23 protein-coding genes and 2 tRNA genes are annotated in these 23,984 nt (G+C 37.8%); 2 read left to right on the top strand and 23 right to left on the bottom strand.

All coding sequences use genetic code 11. The features are described 5' to 3' along the window. Positions 1-57 precede the first annotated feature (57 nt). The 5 genes from hpt to spoIIE form a co-directional block, all read right to left on the bottom strand. Positions 58-597, bottom strand: a complete 540-nt coding sequence (hpt, locus tag LAV82_RS29845; protein ID WP_013054884.1) for a hypoxanthine phosphoribosyltransferase — start codon at positions 595-597, stop codon at positions 58-60. 27 nt (positions 598-624) lie between these two features. Next, complete coding sequence (tilS, locus tag LAV82_RS29840; protein ID WP_013054883.1) at positions 625-2,001, bottom strand: tRNA lysidine(34) synthetase TilS; 1,377 nt, start codon at positions 1,999-2,001, stop codon at positions 625-627. Between the two features lie 96 nt (positions 2,002-2,097). Next, positions 2,098-3,063, bottom strand: a complete 966-nt coding sequence (gene prkT / locus LAV82_RS29835) for a serine/threonine protein kinase PrkT (RefSeq protein WP_211079553.1) — start codon at positions 3,061-3,063, stop codon at positions 2,098-2,100. After that, a complete protein-coding gene (locus LAV82_RS29830) occupies positions 3,032-3,772 on the bottom strand; it encodes a VWA domain-containing protein (protein WP_013054881.1) in 741 nt (246 codons plus the stop codon). The genes prkT and LAV82_RS29830 overlap by 32 nt, the downstream gene beginning before the upstream one ends. Positions 3,773-3,843: 71 nt before the next feature. Further along, positions 3,844-6,321 carry a stage II sporulation protein E gene (gene spoIIE / locus LAV82_RS29825; protein WP_013054880.1) on the bottom strand — a complete coding sequence of 826 codons (2,478 nt, stop codon included), beginning with the start codon at positions 6,319-6,321 and terminating at the stop codon, positions 3,844-3,846. 312 nt (positions 6,322-6,633) lie between these two features. On the opposite strand from spoIIE, the gene LAV82_RS29820 reads away from it, so the two are divergent. Together LAV82_RS29820 and LAV82_RS29815 are read left to right on the top strand one after the other, a co-directional pair. Next, positions 6,634-6,707, top strand: a tRNA-Met gene (locus LAV82_RS29820). Between the two features lie 10 nt (positions 6,708-6,717). Beyond that, a tRNA-Glu gene (locus LAV82_RS29815) sits at positions 6,718-6,789 on the top strand. 120 nt (positions 6,790-6,909) lie between these two features. Here the strand turns inward: LAV82_RS29815 and LAV82_RS29810 are convergent. The 18 genes from LAV82_RS29810 to ispE all read right to left on the bottom strand — a co-directional run bounded on the left by LAV82_RS29810 (position 6,910) and on the right by ispE (position 23,977). Then, positions 6,910-7,377 (bottom strand): S1 domain-containing RNA-binding protein, encoded by a 468-nt coding sequence (locus LAV82_RS29810; RefSeq protein WP_013054879.1) that lies wholly within the window; start codon positions 7,375-7,377, stop codon positions 6,910-6,912. Between the two features lie 88 nt (positions 7,378-7,465). Continuing rightward, positions 7,466-7,837, bottom strand: coding sequence for an FtsB family cell division protein (locus LAV82_RS29805; RefSeq protein ID WP_013054878.1), 372 nt, complete (start codon positions 7,835-7,837; stop codon positions 7,466-7,468). 4 nt (positions 7,838-7,841) lie between these two features. Then, the gene (gene yabQ, locus LAV82_RS29800) at positions 7,842-8,465 is read right to left on the bottom strand and encodes a spore cortex biosynthesis protein YabQ (RefSeq protein ID WP_029325203.1); all 624 of its coding nucleotides are present in this window, start codon (positions 8,463-8,465) and stop codon (positions 7,842-7,844) included. Beyond that, complete coding sequence (gene yabP, locus LAV82_RS29795) at positions 8,462-8,767, bottom strand: sporulation protein YabP (protein WP_013054876.1); 306 nt, start codon at positions 8,765-8,767, stop codon at positions 8,462-8,464. The genes yabQ and yabP overlap by 4 nt, the downstream gene beginning before the upstream one ends. Positions 8,768-8,866: 99 nt before the next feature. Beyond that, entirely contained in the window at positions 8,867-9,133 is a 267-nt protein-coding gene (locus tag LAV82_RS29790) for an RNA-binding S4 domain-containing protein (RefSeq protein WP_323619467.1), read from the bottom strand. A gap of 20 nt (positions 9,134-9,153) precedes the next feature. Then, on the bottom strand, positions 9,154-10,614 hold the full coding sequence (yabN, locus tag LAV82_RS29785; protein ID WP_499717514.1) for a bifunctional methyltransferase/pyrophosphohydrolase YabN: 1,461 nt from the start codon (positions 10,612-10,614) through the stop codon (positions 9,154-9,156). Positions 10,615-10,618: 4 nt separating this feature from the next. Then, positions 10,619-12,232, bottom strand: a complete 1,614-nt coding sequence (locus LAV82_RS29780) for a putative polysaccharide biosynthesis protein (RefSeq protein ID WP_211079549.1) — start codon at positions 12,230-12,232, stop codon at positions 10,619-10,621. A 229-nt stretch (positions 12,233-12,461) separates the two neighbouring features. Beyond that, positions 12,462-12,998 (bottom strand): stage V sporulation protein T, encoded by a 537-nt coding sequence (gene spoVT, locus LAV82_RS29775; protein ID WP_013054872.1) that lies wholly within the window; start codon positions 12,996-12,998, stop codon positions 12,462-12,464. A gap of 436 nt (positions 12,999-13,434) precedes the next feature. After that, positions 13,435-16,965, bottom strand: coding sequence for a transcription-repair coupling factor (mfd, locus tag LAV82_RS29770; RefSeq protein ID WP_013054870.1), 3,531 nt, complete (start codon positions 16,963-16,965; stop codon positions 13,435-13,437). 69 nt (positions 16,966-17,034) lie between these two features. Beyond that, positions 17,035-17,265 carry an anti-sigma-F factor Fin gene (gene fin / locus LAV82_RS29765; RefSeq protein WP_013054869.1) on the bottom strand — a complete coding sequence of 77 codons (231 nt, stop codon included), beginning with the start codon at positions 17,263-17,265 and terminating at the stop codon, positions 17,035-17,037. 59 nt (positions 17,266-17,324) lie between these two features. Continuing rightward, the gene (gene pth / locus LAV82_RS29760) at positions 17,325-17,882 is read right to left on the bottom strand and encodes an aminoacyl-tRNA hydrolase (RefSeq protein WP_052500310.1); all 558 of its coding nucleotides are present in this window, start codon (positions 17,880-17,882) and stop codon (positions 17,325-17,327) included. A 139-nt stretch (positions 17,883-18,021) separates the two neighbouring features. Next, the gene (locus LAV82_RS29755) at positions 18,022-18,651 is read right to left on the bottom strand and encodes a 50S ribosomal protein L25/general stress protein Ctc (protein ID WP_211079548.1); all 630 of its coding nucleotides are present in this window, start codon (positions 18,649-18,651) and stop codon (positions 18,022-18,024) included. Positions 18,652-18,837: 186 nt separating this feature from the next. Next, positions 18,838-19,791 carry a ribose-phosphate diphosphokinase gene (locus LAV82_RS29750; protein ID WP_013054866.1) on the bottom strand — a complete coding sequence of 318 codons (954 nt, stop codon included), beginning with the start codon at positions 19,789-19,791 and terminating at the stop codon, positions 18,838-18,840. Between the two features lie 18 nt (positions 19,792-19,809). After that, the gene (gene glmU, locus LAV82_RS29745; protein WP_013054865.1) at positions 19,810-21,189 is read right to left on the bottom strand and encodes a bifunctional UDP-N-acetylglucosamine diphosphorylase/glucosamine-1-phosphate N-acetyltransferase GlmU; all 1,380 of its coding nucleotides are present in this window, start codon (positions 21,187-21,189) and stop codon (positions 19,810-19,812) included. A gap of 195 nt (positions 21,190-21,384) precedes the next feature. Next, positions 21,385-21,675: a septation regulator SpoVG gene (spoVG, locus tag LAV82_RS29740; RefSeq protein WP_013054864.1), complete on the bottom strand. Its 291-nt coding sequence runs from the start codon at positions 21,673-21,675 to the stop codon at positions 21,385-21,387. 155 nt (positions 21,676-21,830) lie between these two features. After that, positions 21,831-22,208 carry a RidA family protein gene (locus LAV82_RS29735; RefSeq protein WP_013054863.1) on the bottom strand — a complete coding sequence of 126 codons (378 nt, stop codon included), beginning with the start codon at positions 22,206-22,208 and terminating at the stop codon, positions 21,831-21,833. Between the two features lie 21 nt (positions 22,209-22,229). Next, positions 22,230-23,051: a pur operon repressor gene (purR, locus tag LAV82_RS29730; protein ID WP_013054862.1), complete on the bottom strand. Its 822-nt coding sequence runs from the start codon at positions 23,049-23,051 to the stop codon at positions 22,230-22,232. A 56-nt stretch (positions 23,052-23,107) separates the two neighbouring features. Continuing rightward, positions 23,108-23,977 (bottom strand): 4-(cytidine 5'-diphospho)-2-C-methyl-D-erythritol kinase, encoded by an 870-nt coding sequence (gene ispE, locus LAV82_RS29725; RefSeq protein ID WP_013054861.1) that lies wholly within the window; start codon positions 23,975-23,977, stop codon positions 23,108-23,110. Positions 23,978-23,984 lie beyond the last annotated feature (7 nt).

The following is a 23,984-nucleotide window of genomic DNA, read 5'->3' as shown; positions in this document are numbered from 1 at the left end:
CAATACTAACATAGAACATTTATCCTATCCAATAAATTGCACTTGGATATGTGCTTATTAATTGCTGTATACTTGCGGTTTAAGAACCCCAATATACGGCAGGTTACGATATTTTTCTTGATAATCTAACCCATACCCTACTACGAATGCATCAGGTACTTCAAATCCAACGTAATCTGCTTTAATAGATGCTTTACGACCTGTTGGTTTGTCTAAGAGTGTGACAATCTTAATTGACTTAGCTTTACGGTACTTGAATAACTCTACAAGATAGCTAAGCGTTAAGCCGCTGTCGATAATATCCTCTAAGATAAGAATGTCTCGACCTTCAACTGATGTATCTAAATCTTTTAGGATTTTTACTTCACCAGAAGAAACCATCGCATTGCCATAACTTGATACATCCATAAAATCCATTTCTAAATATGTATCAACACGCTTAATTAGATCAGACATAAAAGGCATAGCGCCTTTTAATACACCGATTACCAAGGGAAAACGGTCAGCGTATTCCTCAGATAATAGCTTACCCAATTCTTTTACTTTCTGTTGTATTTCTTCTTCTGAAATCAAAATTTCTTGAATATCCTGCTTCATTCCTTACTTGCCTCCTAGAAGTTTTCGCTACTTATAGTATAAAATAACATATCTGGACTTATGTGTATGCAGTTCATAAGCAGATTTTTTCAAACCAGGTAGCCACAAAATAGTTCCTTGGCTATCTTCCACTACCGGCCAATGATCTCTGAATTGTAAAGGGATTTTTTCATCGATAAAAATATCCTTTACTTTTTTATGTCCCTTCATGCCCTTTACTCGCATTTTATCGCCATTTTTTCGTGTCCTTACCTTTAATGATTGTAAATCGTGAGCTTCATCTAAAAGAAAAACATCGTTTCCTTTTATATCTTCGACTTTATTATGTATTTCACAAATAAGCTGGTGACCATTTGGAAGCTCGACGACCCCTGGAATCGGAACAATAAATTCATATGGCTCGATGTTCCCCTCATTAAAGGTGAAAAGACAGTCGTTGTAAGATCGGATAATGCGCAAACCATTTGGAAAGTCAAGCGTACCAGACGGTTTTTCACTTTCACAAAATCCTACTAACATGTCAATATGCGCTGAGGAAAGGGTTGGAGGAATTTCTTTATAGAGATAGTTTAATATTAGTTGAATACCACGCCTTTGTAAAGGCTTGCGTATCCTTAGAAAACAATCTCTATCAATGAGAATTTCATTTTGCAATTTCTTTCTCATTACTTTATTCATCACACCGGTCGTTAATTCCTCTAAGTATGCTTGATCTTCATGCAAGTTCTCGCTAAATTGTTGAAATTTTTCATGTACAGCTGCGTTTTCTTGCTTTAAAAATGGCAAAACGTAATGACGAAACCGATTTCTTGTGTACGAGTCTTTCTCATTACTCGGATCAATCCGAGGGGTAAGGCCATGTAGCTTACAGTAGCGATTGATTTCTTCTTTCGTTACGGCTAGGAACGGCCTAATAATAAATCCATCCGCATATGGCCGCTTGGGCTGCATCCCTGCGTATCCATTCATCGTACTGCCTCGGACCATTCGCATTAACATCGTTTCAATCTGATCATCTCCGTGATGTCCTAATGCAAGAAGATTTGCTTTGTGCTTCTTCATAACATGATTAAAGAATGTATAGCGGCATTCTCTGGCTGCTACTTGAGAAGATAACTTTCTTTCCTTCTGATAGGCAGTAACATCAATCTGCTTCGCCTCACATTTAATATTCAATTGTTTGCAGTAGTTCTGCACATATTCCATATCTTGCTTTGACTCTTTGCCCCGGAACATATGATCAACATGAGCAGCAATAATCGTGAGAGATTTTTGCTCTTTCAGACTCCATAAGAAATGCAGCAGTGCTAAAGAATCAGGACCACCAGAAATACCTACAACCACTGTAGAGCCTGCGGATAATAACTGATGTTTTGTCATAAAATTGTTCACTTGCTTTTCCATAGGAATGACTCATCCTTATAATGTACACGCAATAATGTATCATTAATTTACTTTATACGAATGACTATAAGGAAAGTTTCACAATTTCTCCAAACTTTATAGCACTTGAATAAATAGATACAAAATATAAATCAACATTACAGACGTACAAAGTAGTAGCGTCTCTAACACGTGAGAACGCTTCTTCTTTACTTTAACACGAGGGGCAGACGGTTGACGAACGTTTTGAGGCTTTGTTCCCTTACTTTTTGCCCCTCTTCTTTTTTCGACCGATAACACCTCTGTTTTCATTTCTTTAGCTGACTTATACTTTCCCGTAACCGCTTGATACAAAACGTCTCCGAAAGGTTCTAACTGCTTTGTTGTTAATATAAATTGTTTTAATTGTTCAGCTGGTTTGTCTGTTTTATTAATTCGCTTGCCATAAGCTGCGTGAATCAAAACCATAGATACAGCAAACAAATCATAGGTTGGTTCTGCTTTTCGGGAGCCAAGCCCCCAGTGCGCTCGATCATAAAAGTCGGTAAATTCTTTTATTGACCGCCCTTGTAGAGTTGTTCCCCCGACGTCAATCCACCGAACTTTTACGGGGTTAGATGTTACGACCAGGTTTTCTGGTTTTAAATCGCCAAATATCCACCCTTCTTCATGAAGGTTTTCTAAGTCTGTTAAGAGCTGACTTGCAAATACTTGCAGCCATTCTGTCCCTCTTGTTGAGATAAAGGAAAGGAGAGGCTGCCCTTTCACATATTCCATTACATAAAAAGAAAGAGCGTGAGAACCATAGCTCCAATCATCTACATCAAGTAAGCGCGGTCCTAGCACTTTGTCTTTGACTTGAGAGAGCTTTTTTAATACATTCACTTCTGCTGTAACGGACATGTTGGAAAAGCTTATTTTTAACGCCGCTAGCGTTCCGTTTACTAATTGAACTAAATAGACAACTCCAGTTGCCCCCACGCCTAATTTCTCAAGAATTTTATAATGGACGTGATGCCATTTTCCTTGAATTTCTGTTCCCGGAGATAGGTTACATACCTGATTCTTCAATGTATTGTTCATTATTTTTTAACAACCCTCTCAATGAGCGCTTTTTGGTGAAATAATGAGTAGCCTCTTTGATAGCCGGTCCAGTAGGCGTAATACCTCCTGCTGTTAGTTTCGGAAAAATCGTTGAAAGCGACTCTAACCTTGGATTCCAGTCCATTAGCTTCTCTACGTCTTTCTTTTTCCCAGGAAATAAAAAGATTGAAAATTGATTATGCCCCATGCGAGCATTCAAGCTTAACGATAAATCTAACAGCGACTCCTTTACAGTAGGAAGCTTATTTTTCATACTTCCGCTCATGTCAACTAAAATAAGAATCTCTAAGTCAACCGTTTCCCCAAGTTCATCAACAACTTCCATGATTTCTCCTCGCTTCTCAGGAGATAACTCTTCTAATCTTGAATTAGAGGAACCTAGAATTTGCTGAAGTTCTTTATTTACAACGCCTTGAAGTGTTTGCGTCATTGCCTGCCTTGTAACCATTTGAACAGTTTGAGACAGCTGTTTTACGTAAACAATTTGACTCACGCCACCGCCTGACATGGCAATGCCTTCTATTTCATTCGTGCTTTGCTCATCAATTGTGTCCTCTTCCATCACACCAATAACGTTTACACTAATCCCTTGTTCTTTAGCCAGTGCTGCCATTGCTACTGGATCTTCACCTGTATTCGAACCACCGTCCGTAATGACCAACATCTGTTTCAATGTACCTTTTTTCATAAAAAAATCCCCTCCTCATTATCAGTATTAACATGATAGACGAGGAGGAGATAAAATATACTTCTATCTAACTATTGTGCTTTTTTACGATAAGCGTAAGAAGGAATCGATGACCATTTCGGGGTATTGTGCTGAAGTTTTGCCACAACTACCGTCATATCATCTTCAATTAAACCTGATTTTGTTCGAATAACTTCTTCCATAATTAAGTCTGCAATTTCTTGTGGATCGTTTGTTTGAAGCTCGCCAATTTTTCGCTTCATCCACATTTCGTAGTTCTCAACGTGCTTCGGTCCTTCAAATACGCCGTCACTCATCATAATTAATAAATCTTCCGCCTTCATTTGTTCATTCACAACATCCACTTCAAATTCTTCAATAATGCCCATTGGCAAATTGCTTGCCTGTATTTTAATCACCTTATCTCCGCGTTTGATGAAGCTTGGCGTAGAACCGATTTTCAAGAAGTTTACATTGGCATCTTGTAAGTCGATCATCGCTAAATCTAACGTAGAAAAGATCTCATCGTTTGTACGCAGCGATAAAATAGAGTTAATCGATTTAATTGCAATTGTCTCTTCTATTCCTGTTTGTAAAATTTGTTTTAACAGCTGAAGCGTTTCGCTGCTTTCATAGTGGGCACGCTCTCCATTCCCCATACCATCGCTAATAGCTAGTGCATACTTACCGGCGTTTAGCTCAATCATGGAGTAGCTGTCACCGGATACAAACCCTCCGCCTTTAGCAGCATGTGCTACGCCTGTATCAACAACGTACGCTTTTGTACAGCCAAACGAAACGTGGCAATAGCCTTGAGGATATTTAGCACATTCTTCGTTCTTTACTACAATACTTTCACCTAAAATATCTGTAAGCATTGGCGCAATAATCTTCTCGCATTCTCCTCTTCCGTGACAATATGGCACCCACATTTCAATATCTACATTTCCAGGTTCTAAGCTATAAATTTCAATTTGATTGATTTCCATCCCAAAGTTACGAAGAGCTTCTAAAATCTGTTCTTCTTGTACATTTAAATTTTCGCGCTCCCGCTTAATTTCTTTTGCAAAATTCCCCATGACTTCAGAAACACCGTGAAGCTGTTCTGCTACAATCCTTCTACTTTCTTGAATTTGGGCTTTTAAGTGCTGATTGGCTTTAAAATACGTAAGTTCATGCTCAATCACATCGATGACTTTTTTCGATTTCACACAATGTTTGTCCATTTCTCGGATTAGTCTTGGATTTTGTTCAAGAGTGCCATTATCAACTTCAAGCATAATTTCCTTCATATATTCATAGGTTGTATCAAACTGCTGTGCCCAACATTGTTCTTTTTTAAAACAAAATTGGCACGTCCTTTCGGTAACGCTGCTTAAGAAATAATCGACTTCTTTATCCGCGCTTGGCTTTTCATCATAAAATCCATTTTGCGTGAAGCTTTTGGAAAGTGCTTGAAAAACATTTGAGAACTGTTCTACGCGATTCGCTGTTACATCTCGGATCTTGCGCACGTACTGCTGTTGTTCAAGCATGTTTTCAGATGTCCCTGGTACGAGTTTACTTAAGTTTTTCAAAACAAAAGATGGGGTTAATAAAAATAGGACAACGGCCGTCAGTGATTCATACAAATTAGTCGTCAATCCTTGATCTGCCTGAGCATATAGGCCAATTAGCAATGAACCAACAACCAGCCCAAGAGCTGCGCCTAGCTTTTTACCGTCTTTTAAAAGTCCTCCAAGCAAGCCTGAAAAAGCGAGTAAACTCATTTCGTACAAACTAGAAACATTCGCGAAACTTAAAATTAAACCGGTTACGACCCCTACCGTAGCTCCTATCGTGGGGCCAGATACAAACGCAAAAACTAATACTAAGTAACGAGATAATATATGTTCGGCAGAAAGCCCGTAAATCATCCACCCTATTGTCCCCGTCATAACAGATGCCAACAAAATAATTAGAGAAATCACTTCTTCTGTTTTTAATGATTGTTTTCGCTTTCGGTATGAAATTAAAGGCACGCTTTGTAAGAAAATCATTGTTAAGATAAAGCTCAACCCTGCTTCTACTGCCACAAATGTAAAATCATACATGGTGAATTCCTTGGTAAACACATAAAAAATAGTTAGTTTTGTAAGTAACATCGCGCTAAATACAGTGAACGGCAGCTTCTTTAACGGATCCATTGTCAGTATGCCGCTAAATCGATGAATTAGTAAGAAAACAAATAGTGTAGCAAATACGGTACCTCCATTTTGAATGGAAACACTAAATGCCCCTGCCAATACGGCTAAACTTGCTAGCGGTGCTTTTTCTTTCTTTATAGCCATTACAGCTGCAAAGAATGGCAAAGCAAATGGCATGATTTTCATTAAAATTAACGCTCGTCCTAATAAAAAACCTACGACTAGCAGCAACAATCCCCATTGAAATAACACCTTTTCCGTTTTCATACCCGCCTTTGTAAACACACGGGACATTTCTAATCTAGTTCGGTTAAATACCGCCTCTGTTGTTGGACTTGCAAAATCTCTTTCCGTCTTTTGCATTCTCCCACCACCCGCTAATTATACTTATTCATTATTATATCGCGGCGAAAGGTGAAATTTTGTCAAACGGACTAGCAAAATACCTATAATCGTTCGACTATTTTCTAGTATTATATTGAAAACTATACAAAAAGATGTACAATCTTACATGGCAATTTAAAAAATATCAGAGATACTGTTTGCCTCAGAGAAAGCCTATGCTCATCATTCTTTTTTAAAAGCAAATAAAAGTCTATAAAAATAACAAAAAAGTTATTGACAATAACCCTGCTTTTTTATATTATTATAAATGTCTTTTAGAGAACGTATAATGGCGGTGTAGCTCAGCTGGCTAGAGCGTACGGTTCATACCCGTGAGGTCGGGGGTTCGATCCCCTCCGCCGCTACTCGAATAACGGCCCGTTGGTCAAGCGGTTAAGACACCGCCCTTTCACGGCGGTAACACGGGTTCGAATCCCGTACGGGTCATCAAAAAGCATGTACAACAGTACATGCTTTTTTTCTACTCTTTTTTCCATATAAAAAAAGCACCTTTTAAATAAAAGGTACTTTCCAAAAACTCGCTATCTATTTGATATAAGCAGCAAGTTAACCGCGTTTTGCACCGCGTCCACCGCGTTTTGATTCGGTATGGCGTTTTAGGGAAGATAAACGTTCTTCACTGTCTTTTAAGAAACGATTCATTTTTTGTTCGAATGTTTCTTTTGTACGGAAATCATTACCGCCACCACGATTATTATTACGTTGTGGGCGTGAATCACGTGGACGGTCTGAGCGTGGCGCTCTTGCAGGACGCTCTGGTCTTTCTGGACGTTCTGGTTTGTCTACCGCTTTCTTAATTGAAAGACCAATTTTACCATCTTTCTCAACGTTAATTACTTTGACTTCAACTTCGTCGCCCACTTTTAAATGGTCGTTAATGTCCTTTACGTAATTATCAGCTACTTCACTGATATGAACCAAGCCTGTTGAACCTCCTGGTAACTCAACAAAAGCTCCAAAGTTCGTAATACCTGTTACCTTTCCCTGTAACTTGCTGCCTACTTCGATTGACATAAAAAAAATGCTCCTCCTTAAATGATAAAAGAAATCAATTTATTATATTATACAAAAAGCAAAAATACACTGTCAACGAACCATACGTTTAGTCTTTTTTTACATTAAAGATAATTTCCCCGTCTTCTGATAAAAAATAATCTCTGCGGGCAATCTTTTTAATATAATCATCGTCATTTAACTTGACGATTTCACCTTTTAACTGTTTTTGCTTGCTTTGTAATTTTGTCAGCTGCTGTTCTAATTTCACCTTCTCAGCTTTTTTGTTCTCAATAGCTGAGGTTTGCGTAATTAAAGCTGATACCATCAATCCACCAATGATTAAGGCCAACACTCCGAAAACAGTCAAACGCCTAATTAAACCGATACGCTTTCGATCTGTATTTTGTTTAATTTGCTCTTGTTTATGGCTATAATCAGTATTTAACTTCGCGACCTTTTTTTTTCGTACCGCACTCATTGAATTAGTCGTCCCCCTTGTTTTTTAAAGTGTTCACCCATGCAACGATTCTCATTATCATATTCTTTGCACGATTGTAAATTCCTTCTATATACCGAAAACCCATATGTAAAAATCGTTTTACAGGTTTAGGCATCATTCTCCAAAATACGAAAAGAACCCACCTGGTCGGTACGTAAATAAGCTTTAGACAGAATACGAGCAGCTTATGAACAGCTCGGTAGATCCCTAAAGCGACTACAACTAAAATATGAATAAAGAAGCGGATAGGCTTGACCAAAAAAATATTACTAAGCGTTAAAACACCTCGATATAAACTTAATACGCTCGAGACAGTAAATGTTAATACTTTTAAATACAGTGATTGAAATAAGCTTTGATACGCGGCAAAGCCGCAAAACAAAGCAAGAAATGCATACAAACGCAGTTCTCCTTCATTCACTAAAAACAACACATAAAAAATGAGAAGAGCTTGCACCATCCAAAACAATACGTCATTCACAAATACAAACCATGGGCGTGATTTAGAGCGATTAACAAAGTAACGATAAGTATCGAGAGAAGCACCTAAACCGCTTCCCATCGATACCATCGCAAGCATTGTATAGAGCTGAATGTTTAAACTCATCGAAACAACTTACTAAAGAATCCTTTAGCCTTCTCCGATTGGTTCTCATCTAAGTAAACTATATCAAAGATTTTTCCTTTTATCGATACAATTCCTTGATCAACGTCTAAATTTTTCATTTGCAGATTTTGCCCTCTAACTGACAAGAAACCCATCACTGTTTCAAGCAAAAATTCCTCATTGTCAAAGCTCTCTACCTGCTTCACACCCGTGATATCTAAGAGACGCCGACCCTTCATCACTAAATCATGATTTGGAGTATGGTCTTTGTTTGAATTGCTTGTTTCGTAAAATTGGCTCATATCTTCATCCCCACCTCATTCATTAAGAGCATTCGCTCTTGTTATCTGTTGTTTAAAACATATGAATGAGAAAGGTGATTTAGAACAAGCCTTCATCAGTTATACTTCAGATGAAATACGCTCTTCTTTGACAATTGAGTACAAATTAGCTGCTTCTTCTTTTTTAGCTGCTTCTTGAAGAACCTCTATTTTAACGGTAATTTTCTTCGTGCCAAATGTGATCGCTAATTCATCTCCTACTTTCACATTTGTGCTTGCTTTTGCAACGATTCCATTAATGGTAATACGGCCCTTGTCTGATACTTCTTTTGCTAATGTACGGCGCTTAATTAAACGTGATACTTTTAAAAATTTATCTAACCTCATAATTCCCTCACCTTTCTGTTTTACAAACCTGTTTTTTTTGCTTCTTCCCAAAATTCATCTAACTCTTCTAACGAAAAAGATTCAAATGGTTTTTCAGAAGCTCTCACTTTTTCTTCAATATATTGAAATCGATTTAAAAATTTTGTATTCGTTTTGGCTAATGCAGCTTCAGAGTCGATTTTATAGAATCTTGCAATATTCACTAAAGCAAATAAAATATCTCCAAATTCATCGCTCATTTTTTCTTTATCAGCATGCTGTACTTCCTCTTGGAATTCAGCAAGTTCTTCCTGTACTTTTTCCCACATTGGTCCAACTTCTGACCAATCGAAACCAACTTTTGCAGCTTGTTTTTGGTATCCATGCGCTTTCATTAAAGAAGGCATAGCCCCAGGTACAGAAGCTAACAGAGAAGAAGGTTCCTCTCCTTTTTCTTCTTTTTTGATTTCATCCCAATTTTTTAAGACCTCGTCTGCATCATTTACGCTTACTTCACCAAATACATGCGGATGGCGCCTTACCATTTTCTCTGCAACACTGCGAATGACATCATCAATTGAAAACATTCCTTCATCTTCACCGATTTGTGCATGAAGCAATACCTGTAGCAATACATCACCAAGCTCTTCAATCATATTATCGTCATCTTGACGGTCAATTGCATCTAATAACTCATAAGACTCTTCTAACAAATAGCGCTTGAGCGATTCATGCGTTTGTTTTTGATCCCAAGGACATCCGTTTGGTCCTCTGAGCGTGGCAATAATCCTTCTGAATGCGTCAAATTGATGGTATAAAATTGTTTCATCTGCTACTGGAGGGACATAAATAGTCGTTAAGTTATTGAGCGACATTTCTCTATCCAATTCATACAGCTTGACCGGCTGGATTTTTTCTTCGCTGCTTCCCGCTGCTGTTACAATGTAAACGAGGTAATCATCAGGAACATGTTCCATCAGCGTTAGCTTTACCTCTGAGGCAACGAACTGATCGTACACTTGAGCAATTAGAACATGACCGGTTAACTCTATTTCGCTTCGCTTTAAATCTGTTCCGTCTAGTAGCTGAAACCCTTCGATAGGATCGATCTTTAGCGCACCAAAAATTGGGTCTAAGAAGCTTTGTCCTCCTTTAATTTCAACAGGAATGCCTCGTTCTTTTCCTTTTTGTAAAAGTAATTGAACCGTACGTTCTGCCACTAAAGGGTGGCCGGGAACGGCATACACCACTTCTTCTATTGAAGCTTTATCGATTAAATCACTTGATATATGTTCATATACCTGTTCAAATGCATCATAAGATTCGTATACGTCATCATAGGATACATACGTCAAGCCTTCACTTTCTAATTCTTTGATTACAGGATGTTCTTTTGTGCGCATATAAATATGCTTTTCCTGCTGTAGCAAGCGATAAATGCCTACAGGTAGCTGTTCTAAATCGCCTGCTCCTAAACCAATAACTGTTACTTTACCTGTCATTGCTTCACCTTCTTAATTGATTTTTTAATACGTATTTAGCTAAAACACTTCCCATTGGAAGTAAACGTAATTCTTCTTCGGTAAAAATATGTTGTTTCATAATGATAAACAAATAAAACAAACCGCCTATTAAAACACCAGCTCCTGTTTCAACCACTTGTTTGCTTATATCTAAACCATTAGACCATGCAAAGTGATGTAAACAAAATAAATAGCTTTGCAAAAGAACGACCATTGCTATGCCCGTTATAAAAATACCTCCACTCGCCTTTTTCGGAACAAGAAGTACAGCTAGCTTTTTATACAGACAAAATAGATTGATTGCTGCAACGATAGCGAATCCAGTTGAGGAAGCAATGGCTGCTCCTATGGTTTGAAAATCTGGTATTAGCCAAAGATTCAATATCAGTTTGACTGCCATGCCAGCGATGACAGCTATTACAGGCGCGAAAACAGCGCCCATCCCCTGCAGCACAGCTCCAGCAGTTGCTGCTACTGTTGTAAATATAACTAACAAGCTCAAAATTTGTAAAACGTCCGTTCCGTGGGAGTCACCGTATAAAAGCATATTAATGGGTTTCATCAGCGCAATCAAGCCAAAAGCTGCTCCAACTCCGACTACAAGCGATAGACGGAGAGACAGCTGAACTTTTTCAACCACAAATGACAGGTTCTTTTTCGCAATGGCTGAAGAAATAACAGGTACAAGCGAAAGCGAAAAAGCTGTACCTACTACTGTACCTAATTGAATCAACGGAAGACCACGGTCGTAAATACCTTTTAAAATTTGTGCTGCTTCTTCAGCCATGCCGTGCGCCGTTAGACTAGAATATAAAGTAAAGGAGTCAATAAGCTGGATAAACAGCAGACCCATACCGCTAATACAAATTAATAAGCCTTGAATAACAAGGATTTTAAATATTCTCTTGATGTCTGCTTTTTTTATGCGTTGAAATACTCCCTTAGAATTTGTCTTTGTTCTAAAAACAAATAAAAATAAAATAACAAGGGATGTTATACCGCCTGTTATAGAACCAAAAATAGCTCCCGCCCCTGCAGTATATAAATCATAACCATGTTGGATCAAGAAAATAGACAGATACAAAATAGTCCCTACCCGTACAACTTGTTCTGCAATTTGAGACAACGCTGTAGGAAACATATTATGTAACCCTTGATAATAACCACGAATAACAGCAATAAACGGAATAAGTAAAAAGGAAAATGAAATAATTTGAATGAGAACTGTTAACTTACGATCTCCCATCCATTCGGCAATCGTTTCTGCGAAAATATATTCGAACGCAAATATCGTGCAGCCTACTACAAATAAAAAAGCAAACGAAACTTGAAGTATTCCTCGGATTTCCTTTCTCCGATTTGTTACTGCATACTCAGCTACTAACTTTGAAATAATTACAGGGAAACCATATGTACCTAGCTGTAGCGCAATTCCATATAGTGGATAAACTTGCTGATAGATATAAAACCCTATATCTCCCGCGATATGATGATATGGAATACGATAAGTGGCACTTAAGATTTTCGTAAATAAACCTGCGAGCGTTAAAATAACGGCGCCGTTAAAAATAGAATAGAGCTTTGATTGTTTCTGCATTCATACACCTTTCACCTGCAGCTTGTAATGATATGAACAACTCTTTTTACTAGCCTCTAACCGCAATAGAATAGAGCTTTGTTCTTATAAAACATCCTGCACTTTCCAATAAATAAAATACCGTACCATTATATCATGTTCTCTTTATTTCTAAGGTAAGACAGCATGAAAAAAGGCAGCAGAAACTGCTACCTTTTCAGTAAATAATGTAAAATAAAGATAATTACGCTTACTGCTCCATTTGACGAGATAAGAAGCTAGCTGCTGTTTCGGCTGCTTTATGCTCTACTTCACCAAGAGACTTATCTTTTGAGAAAATGACAACAGCTCCAATCGGATCTCCATTTGCAATAATCGGACCGATTGTGTAAGAAGAAATATTTTCTTCGTATCCATCGACAAATTCCAGGTTTTTCCCATCAGTTACTAAAGAAGAACTGCGGCTTTCCATAACAGATTCCACTAACGAACTAATGTTTTTATTTAAGTATTCTTTTTTAGAACTTCCTGCTACCGCAATAAATACATCGCGGTCACAAATAAGTACAGGATGACCTAAGCTATCGTATAGCGCTTCGCCATACTCTTTTGCAAAGTCTCCTAATTCACTAATTGGCGAATATTTCTTTAAAATAACTTCTCCATCGCGATCGACGAAAATCTCTAGCGGATCTCCCTCTCGGATACGAAGCGTTCTTCTAATTTCTTTTGGAATCACAACGCGACCCAAATCATCAATACGACGAACAATACCTGTTGCTTTCATTCATTGAAGCCTCTCTTTCATATGATGATTAAAATAGTTGGTGAATATCACTGATGGCTATATGATAAAAGGTTCACCTTTATTGAGGTTAGTATTCTTCACTCTACAACTTCTATTCACCAACCATCTCTTTTTTTGTTAAAAAGTGTGCTTTTATTAAAAAAATGTCCAAAAAATCGCCAAAACATGGGGATTTGGATATTTTTATTTGACTATACAAAAGAGGCTGAGACATAACTAAACCTATCTCGCCTAAAGACGAACAAATAGGAGAAATGAGGTGAACCGCTTGAGACACCAGCTAGAAGCAGCCACATACATGAAACCTGCGTTCACCTTATCAATAAAAAAATCCGAACGAGTTGGATTCTTTATCAAGAACCTCAATTCATCGTTCGGATTTTCCTTTAACTAAAATACTTTTGTCTTGCCTGTTTTAATTGGTAACTTGTTCTTTTTTAACAGTGGCTACTCCTTTTACTAACTGATACACAATATTGAGCCATTCTTTTTGAGCAAGTCCTTTTACATTAACCACTAATTTTACTTTCTTGCCTTCCATACCTAAGCTGACCATTCTGCCAAATTGATCACCTAGCATGAATAATTTTTGGCCGTCTACCGTTGAGCTCGCTTCTTCAGACAGCAGAATAGAAATTTCTTGTTTTGACTGAAGAATAGATTCTACTAAGTTCTGCGTTGCATATACTTTTGTTTCAGCTACTTTAAACAAATACTCAACCTCAGCCGGATACTCTCCAAAACGATCAATCATTTCATCCTGCAATTCTTGAATATCCTCTAGTCCTTCAATTCCTCTAAAGCGCTTATACATCTCAATTTTCAAGCGGCCGTCTGTAATGTACTGATCAGGAATATACGCGTCTAAATCTAGATTCATTTCCACATTAAATTTCACACTTTCTCCGTCAGACCCGCGTCTTTCCTCTATCGCTTCTTTAAGCATTTGTGAGTAGAGATCGAAACCGACAGAATCGATAAATCCATGCTGCTGAGCACCCAGTAAGTTTCCGGCACCACGTATTGAAAGATCACGCATAGCAATTTTAAAACCAGAACCTAATTCGGTGAATTCTTTAATAGCTTGCAGACGCTTTTCAGCTACTTCTGTCAGTACTTTGTCTTTGTGATACGTAAAGTACGCATATGCCACGCGATTTGAACGACCTACACGCCCTCTTAATTGATACAGTTGTGATAATCCCATCTTATCAGCATTATTAACAATAAGCGTATTTACATTGGGAATATCTACTCCTGTTTCGATAATGGTTGTACTCACAATCACGTCATATTCGCCTTCTAAAAAGCTTAAGATAACCGCTTCGAGTTCGGTTTCATTCATTTTTCCGTGGGCATACGTTACCCTAGCATCAGGCACGAGCATCGAAATTTCTTCTGCTTTTCGTTCAATATCTTCTACGCGATTATATAAAAAGTAAACTTGGCCATCACGCGCTAACTCACGCTCAATCGCTTCACGAACTAAAACCGGATTATACTCCACTACATATGTTTGAACCGGAAAACGATTTTCAGGCGGCGTTTCAATAACAGACAAATCCCTTACGCCCAACATAGACATATGTAATGTTCGTGGAATAGGTGTTGCTGTGAGTGTAAGGACATCAACGTTTGCTTTCATTTGTTTGATTTTTTCCTTGTGCGTTACACCAAAACGCTGCTCTTCATCGATAACTAACAATCCTAAATCTTTATAAATCACGTCTTTAGATAGTAAACGATGTGTACCAATCACTACATCTACGGTCCCGTTTTTTAGCCCTTTAATTGTTTCTTGCTGCTGTTTACGGCTGCGAAAGCGGCTCAATAGCCCAATGTTGATTGGATAGTCTTGAAAACGCTCACGGATGGTTTCATAGTGCTGCTGAGCTAAAATAGTGGTTGGCACTAAAATAGCCACTTGTTTTCCATCTGTCACAGCTTTAAACGCAGCACGAATGGCTACTTCTGTTTTTCCATATCCAACGTCTCCACAAAGCAGACGATCCATTGGTCTTTCATGTTCCATATCCTTTTTAATTTCTTGTACAGAACGAAGCTGATCTTCGGTTTCTTGATAAGGGAAAGCTGTTTCAAATTCTCTCTGTAAATCGCCATCTGGGGAAAATGCATAACCTTTACTTGCTTCACGCTCTGCATACAGTTTAATTAAGTCATCAGCGATGTCTTGAACAGAAGACTCAACTTTTCGTTTCACTTTCTTCCAATCATTTCCGCCAAGTTTATATACTTTTGGCTCTTTCCCTTCAGAGCCTACATATTTTTGTACTTGATCAATCTGTTCAACAGGAACGTACAGCTTGTCAGAGCCTTCATATTTGATATGGATATAATCTTTATGATTACCGTTAATCTCTAACGTTTCCATTCCTAAATAACGGCCAATACCGTGGTTCACGTGAACGACATAGTCACCTACGTTTAACTCTGAATAGCTTTTAATACGCTCTGCATTGGAAAGCTTTTGACGACGCTTTGATTTCTTTACCCGTTTTTTAAACAATTCTTCCTCGGTTAAAACAGCTAATTTTTGCATCGGCAGTTCAAAGCCCATTTGTAAATCGCCTTCAATAATTTGAACAAGACCTGGCACAAGCTGACCATTTCCATCTAAAATAGATGAATCAATATCATAATCTGCTAGCACACCTTCGAGTTTTTTCACGCGCTCTTTATCTGCTCCTAAGAGGACTACCGTATAATTAGCATTTTTCCAACGTTCAATTTCATTTTTTAATAAGTTCATTTGGCCGTAAAACTGCTGCATCTGCTTACATGAAATATTAATAATATTTTGCGGACTCGTATACGATACGTGCTTCAAAAATAACGATAAGTATAAAAACTGATGTTTTGCTCGCTGAATAAGAGATGGGAGCTTATGAGATAATTGAACGTCTCGAACAATTTGCCCCTGTCCTAATAATTCTGTTATCCATTCAGCTTCCTCTGTTTCAAGCTGATCAGACGTTTCTTGAATTCGAGTTGTCTCATCAAAGATGACAAGGCCGCCTTCTGGTAAATAATCTAGTAAACTAGCAGGCGATTCGTAGAAGAATGATAAATACTTGAACATATTTTCAAGAAGTTGACCTTGACGCAGCTGTTCAATTTCACCTTTAATATTTTCTGTTAAGGTAGCTTTTAGCGCTGCGTTTTTCACTTGTTGCAGCGTCGAAGCCAGCTGTGCTTCTAGTTCTTCAATTCCTTGGGCCACTTCATTTCGGTTCACAATGATTTCCGTAGCAGGGCCGATTGAAATTTCTTTTAACTGCTCTTGAGAGCGTTGATCCTCGATTGTAAAAGTACGAATGGAATCAATCTCCGTATCAAATAGTTCAATTCGGACAGGTAGCTCTTCTGTTAACGGATAAATGTCAATGATTCCTCCGCGCACACTAAACTCACCCGGAGCTGAAACCATCGATGCCCGCTCATAACCCAACTCAACTAACCTTTTTAAATAATGATCAACGTCGATGTCAATTCCCATTTGAAAAGGCAGCTGCGTTTGCTCCCATCTTGCTTTAGGAGGCAGCAGCTTTCGAATTCCTGCAAGCGGTGTTACAACTACTCCACCTGTATGTTGACTCCAATAATTGAGTACTTCAATTCGCTGAGCCTTTAATTCTGGACTTGCAATCCCCACTTCTGTAGCAACTAAATCGTTAACAGGGTATAAGAAAACGTCTTTTTCCGGTAAAAGATGCAAAAGGTCTTCATACACTTTTTGAGCTTGATATAAATTATGAGTCACTACTAATAAGGGGTATTTTTTATCCTCATTTAAGAGTGCCATTAATACAGATCGAGCTGAACCGGAAATTCCCGTTACTAACTGTTCTTTCAAACCTTCTTCTAAACTGCTGACAACAGCTCCAATTTCTTTATTTTCTTCAAATTGCTGTCTAATCCCTCGCAAAGGAATTCCCTCCTCCCATGATATGTCTAAACTAAACAGAAAAACGCTTTGGTTTGAGACCAAAGCTTTTTATTGTATAAATGTTTCGTACTGATGATAGTCTGGATTTCGTTCTAGCGCTTCTTGACAGTCTTCACAAATAATTTTAACCACGATATCTCCACTATTATGGTAGTGAATAAAGTCTTTTCGTTCATCTGCGGTTAGGTGATTAAAACCGAGTGCTTCTGTATTGTGAGCTGTCTTTTCTATCATACCGACTTTTGCGCCACAATGTCTACAGAAATAATGAATAGACATACAAATCCTCCCAAATCTTTTAGTGTTAGTATGGACGATTGAGAGAAATTTTATTCTACTTAATTATAGCGATTCATTACTTCTAAAAACGGTTTACCTAAAAAATCTTCACTCGCGTGTACAGACGTTTTCATCGCTTCTTCCATATGAACCATTTCATCTTCTGTAAAGCGCCCTAGTACGTAATCAACTACTTTCATACCGTTTTTCGGACGATCAATTCCAATACGAATTCGGTTAAACTCTTGGGTTTTTAAATGCTGAATAATTGATTTTATTCCGTTATGGCCGCCCGGACTTCCTTTTGTACGCAATCTTACTTTTCCGCACGGTAAATCTAAGTCATCGTAAATAACAAGCAAGTCTTCGACGTCTATATCAAAATAGTCCATTAACGGGCGAATACTTTCTCCTGATAAATTCATATATGTTAGAGGCTTTAATAATATGACTTTTTCTCCTTTTATTATACCTGTTCCATATATTCCGTTAAACTTTGTTTTATCTAATGAAATCATAAACTGTTCAGCAATTTTATCAATTGCCATAAATCCTATGTTATGACGGGTACGATCATATTCTTTTCCAGGATTCCCTAAACCAACGATTAATTTCAAAATAGATACTCCTTTCCACTCTATGTAAGTTGTACATAATAGGTAAATGTCTTTAATGTTTTACATTACTATATAGTATCACTTTTATTATAATCAATTCACACAAAAAGACGTAACCTTTTGGTTACGTCTTTTTATATTATTCTTCGTTATCTTTTTCTTTTGTTGCTTCAACATCGCCTTCAGCATCCTGAACTTCGCCGCTGTCCGGCTCTTCTTCCTGTCGAGGAGGTAGCACAGAAGCAACTGTATCTTCTGCATCATGCGTAATTTCTAGCTTTTTATCTACCTTAATATCCGCTACTGTGATTGTATCATTAATTCCTAAATCTGATACATCTACATCAATAGACGATGGGATATCCTGCGGCAAGCCTTTTAATGAAATTTCATATAGAGACTGCTGTAATACGCCGCCTTCTTTTGTTCCTTTTGCTTCTCCTACTAGAGATAAAGAAACTTCAGTATCAATTTCTTTCTTCATGTCGACCACTTGGAAATCGGCGTGGACAATTTCGTTTTTTAATGGATCAGTTTGAATATCATGTAACATTACGGAATATTTTTGCTTATCCACTTGTAATGTTAACACTCCATTGCGTCCTGCTTCACGAATAGTCTTAATAAAATCAGCACTGTTTAAGTAAATAGGTGTGGATTCTGTTTTATTTCCGTAAACAACCGCTAGGAAGTTTCCTTCGTCGCGAATCTTTCTATTTGTAGAATTTTTGAAATCCGTTCTTTTATTTGCTTGAATTGAAATACTCATTTTATTCACCTTCCAGTATGTTTTCTACTTAAAATGTACCCTTTTTAGAAGGTTGCTAAACATGAAACCCAGTTTGAACAGTAATATATCTTTGTTCATTCCGTCCAAAGCGCTTTAAAATCAAGGGTTAGCACATTTAAATTTTTTTCAAAAAACCTCTTTCCAAATGGAAAGAGGTTCTGTTTATCAATCAAATAATGTACTAACTGATTGCTCTTCGTGAACACGAATAATCGCTTCACCGATTAACGGAGCTACTGAAAGTTCTGTTACTTTATCAATTTTCTTATCTTCTGTTAAAGCAATAGAGTTTGTTACAGCTAGCTCTTTGATTGTAGAGTTTTGAATACGCTCAATCGCAGGGCCTGAAAGCACTGGGTGTGTACAACAAGCATATACTTCTTTTGCACCTGCTTCAATTAATGCACTTGCACCAATTGTAATTGTACCAGCTGTATCAATCATGTCATCAATCAAGATTGCTGTTTTTCCTTCCACTTGTCCAACAATGTTCATAACTTCTGCTACGTTTGGACGTGGGCGACGTTTGTCAATGATAGCGATCGGCGCTTTTAGACGTTCCGCTAAACGGCGAGCACGCGTTACGCCACCGTGGTCCGGAGATACAACAACAACGTCATCAAGGTTTTTACTCTTGAAGTATTCACCTAAAATTGGAACACCTACTAAATGGTCAATTGGAATATCGAAGAAACCTTGAATTTGAGGAGCATGTAAATCTAATGTGATAATACGAGTAGCTCCCGCTTTTTCAATGATATTTGCTGCTAATTTGGCAGTGATTGGTTCACGTGCACGAGCTTTACGATCCTGACGAGCATAGCCATAGTAAGGCATAACGATGTTAATTGTTTTAGCTGATGCACGTTTTAATGCATCAATCATAATTAATAATTCCATTAAGTGTTCATTAACTGGAGCACTTGTTGATTGAATGATAAATACATCACAACCACGGATACTTTCTTCAATGTTAATTTGAATTTCACCGTCACTGAAACGATCAACCGAACATTTACCTAATTCCACACCAATTACTTTTGCGATCTCTTCAGCTAAAGCCTTGTTTGAATTTAGCGTAAATAACTTTAAATTTTCATCAGCATATACATTTGACATTTTATTGTGAAACCTCCGTCAGGATTTTTTATTAATATCAAGCTTTTCAGCATAGTTTTCTTTATTTACTTGTTTCGCACGAGCAATTGATAATGCTTTTCCTGGCACATCATCCGTTACGGTTGAACCAGCTGCAACATAGGCGCCTTCACCAATTGTTACAGGTGCAATTAAGTTTGAGTTACATCCTACGAATGCCCCATCTTCAATCTTTGTTAAAAATTTATTTTTCCCATCGTAGTTAACTGTAATAGATCCGCACCCTAAGTTTACACCTTTTCCGACCTCTGCGTCTCCAATATAACTTAAATGAGAAGCTTTGCTACCTTTGCCAAAAGATGCTTTTTTAATTTCTACAAAGTTTCCTACGCGCACTTCATCTCCAATTAATGATTGAGGACGAATATGTGCAAATGGGCCAATTGTGACTTCGTGACCAATTTCACTATCGTGAGCAACAGAATGGCGAATAGAAGTATTATTACCTATTTTGCAGTCTTTAATTTCACTGTTAGGTCCTACTTCACAATTCTCTCCAATTACAACTGTTCCTTGAATAACCGTACCAGGATAAATAAACGTATCTCTGCCAATGACAGCATCTGCTGAAATGTACGTGTTAGAAGGATCCACAATCGTCACTCCATTTAACATATGCTGCTTGTTGATGCGCTTTTTCATTGTTTCTTCTGCTTGAGACAGAGCAAATCGATCATTAACGCCCAATGTTTCAGCAAAATCGGATGTTTGATATGCAGAAATAATTTGACCTTCATTTTTTAGAATTTCGATAACATCAGGTAAATAATACTCTCCCTGTACATTATCATTTGAAACTTTTGAAAGTGTCTCAAATAATTTCTCATTATCAAAACAATACGTACCAGTATTAATTTCCTGTACAAGACGTTCTTGTTCCGTGGCATCTTTATGCTCAACAATCTTTTCAACAGACCCTTGTTCATTTCGAATGATGCGTCCATATCCTGTTGGATCTTCTGCATGAGCTGTTAAAATAGTTGCCATTGCATTTGTTGCTTCATGATGCTTTAATAAAGATTCAATTGTTTCAGCTGTAATAAGCGGAGTATCTCCACATACAACAATTGTCGTACCTTTTTCATGTGCAAGTAAAGATTCTGCTTGCATTACTGCATGAGCTGTTCCTAACTGCTCTTCTTGTAAAGCAAATAAGCTTTTATCTCCAACATGTGATTTCACTTTTTCGGCACCGTGACCTACAACTGTAATTAAATTTGTTAAATCCAAACGTGATAACTGATCAATTACGTGTTGCACCATCGGTTTGCCACACACAGGGTGTAACACTTTATATAAAGATGACTTCATACGTGTACCCTGACCAGCTGCCAATATGACTGCATATCTTTTTGACATAACAGGCCTCCAATTTTACCTTTTTATCCATTAAGAATATTATATCAAAAATGACAGCATTTCAAGGAATCATTTATAAGTCATGAATTTTATTTTTTTGGTAATGCTAAAGTTTTACAAAGGTGTGAAATTATATAAGTGGTAATCAAAAAGAAAAGAGCCTACTTTTCAGTAGACTCTTAATGTATCATATGTTTACGAAGCACCCGCTTCTTCAAATTCAACTTCTACCTCACCTAAACGATGATATTCTGCTAAAACAGCATCTTGAATCTTTCCGCGAGTATTTGAATTGATTGGATGTGCAATATCACGGAACTCACCATCCGGTGTACGTTTACTTGGCATGGCTACAAATAAGCCATTATTACCATCAATCACACGAATATCATGAACAACAAATTCACCATCTAATGTGATTGAAGCAATCGCTCTCATACGTCCTTCAGTGTTCACGCGGCGTAATCTTACGTCAGTTACTTCCATCTTGTTCACCACCTTTTTCTATGCGAAGCTTTACATACTTAATTCCACAGAATTTTGTGTTTTCCTGCTATTCAGAAAAAATTTTTAGAAAATTTTCGCAAAAAAAGTGAACAATTGGAAGTTACTTGCTTTTTGTTAGAAATTTGTTAATTTAATTACCCTTTAACGAGCGCAATAACTTCGATTTCAACAAGTACATCTTTAGGTAGTCTCGCTACCTCTACACATGAACGTGCCGGCTTATGGTCGCCAAAGTAGTCGCCATAGACTTCATTTAACGCTGCGAAGTCGTTCATATCTTTAATGAACACGGTTGCCTTTACAACTGTATTTAGAGAAGCTCCAGCTTCTTCAAGAACTGCTTTTAGATTTTCAAATACTTGAGTAGCTTGTACTTGAACATCTCCTTCGACCAACGTACCATCTGGACGAAGTGGAATTTGACCTGAACTGTAAAACAAGTTATTCACAACAATTCCCTGTGAATATGGACCAATAGCTTGCGGTGCATTTTTTGTTTGAACCTGTAACATATGTTCCTCTCCCTTACTTGATCAAATATATTTTAAGTAATTGCCTTCTTGTACACGAATTTGTTTATCTTTGATATTTACATCTGTTAATTGTACAAGGGACACATACTCATCCACTAAACGTTCTTCAATATCTTCTGATTCTACTAAAACTCCAATACCAGCAACAGTTGCATCGAACTCTTCAAGCAAGCTAACCATTCCATTTACAGTACCGCCAGCTTTCATGAAATCATCAATGATGAGTACATTTGACCCCACCGCTAAACTTCTTTTAGCTAACAGCATCGTTTGAATGCGCTTAGATGAACCCGACACGTAGTTAATACTAACCGTCGATCCTTCAGTTACTTTACTGTCTCTGCGCACAATAACAACGGGCACGTCTAAATACTGAGCAACCGCATACGCAATAGGAATACCTTTTGTTGCTACAGTCATCACCACATCGATTTTGCGGTTAGCAAAAAGCGATGCATACAAGCGACCGATTTTATTCACAACGCGGGGGTTCCCTAAAATATCAGTTAAATATAAATATCCACCTGGCAGTAAACGCTCAGGTTTTTCAATCAACCCACATAATTCTTGAACAAGCTGACCGGCTTCTTCATTCGTCATCTTTGGAATGAATTTAACTCCGCCGGCAGCCCCTGGTAGCGTAACCAAAGTTCCGATACCCTGCTGTTCAAAAGTTTGTTTAATAATCGCCATATCTTCGCTAATAGATGATTTTGCGGAATCATATTTATCTGCAAAATACGTAAGAGGGATAAGGCGCTGAGGGTTTTGAATGAAATAGTTGGTCATATCAATTAATCGTCCACTACGTCGAAACTTCATAACATCCTCCTGAAAATCCGAATATTGTAATGTAAATATAACATTAACATACGGATTTATTCAAGCGTTATTCGTTCACCTAGTAGCCTAACTGCATAAACTTTATCACAAAAGCCACGTAATCCATTATAAATGCGATGCATACGTGAATCATGCTGTACAAGTCCAAATACAGTTGGCCCACTGCCGCTCATGAGCACAGCATCGGCGCCAAAACGCTTTATTTGTTCTTTAATGAGAGCTACTTCCGGATGCATTTTCAGCGTTACTGCTTCCAATACATTTCCTACAAGGCTACACATTTGATCATAATTTCCTGATTGTATGGCGTGAACCATCTCATCTACTTTAGGATGATCCATCTCTTCAATTTTTAAGTTTCGATATACATCTGCTGTAGAAACACCTATTTCAGGCTTAGCCAAAATCACCCAGCAGCTTGGAGGTGCCTCAATATGCTCTACAATCTCTCCGCGCCCTGTAGCAAGAGCTGTCCCTCCGTACACGCAAAAAGATACGTCAGAGCCAATCTCAGCCCCTATTTCTGCAAGTGTGTCTAATGATAACCCTAATTCCCATAACGTATTTAAACCGCGTAATGTAGCAGCCGCGTCACTGCTGCCTCCAGCTAATCCAGCAGCTACTGGAATATGTTTATCAATTAATATATTTACACCTTTTGAAATGTTATAACGTCGCTTCAAAATCTGCGCTGCCTGATAAGCGAGATTTCGCTGGTCATCTGGAACAAAGCGATTATGAGAATAGATAACAATTCGTCCATCTTCACGGTCAGAAAGTTCAATTCTGTCCGCTAAATCAATTGTTGTCATAATCATCTTAACTTCATGGTAACCATCTGGACGTTTATGTAACACATCAAGTGACAAATTTATTTTAGCCGGTGCTTTCACCATTAATTTCAACTTACTT

The sequence above is a fragment of the Bacillus sp. ILBB4 genome (assembly GCF_035064545.1).
Lineage (GTDB): Bacteria > Bacillota > Bacilli > Bacillales > Bacillaceae_H > Priestia.
Note: the sequence above shows the minus strand (reverse complement) of the source record. Positions and strands in the feature narration are given on the sequence as shown.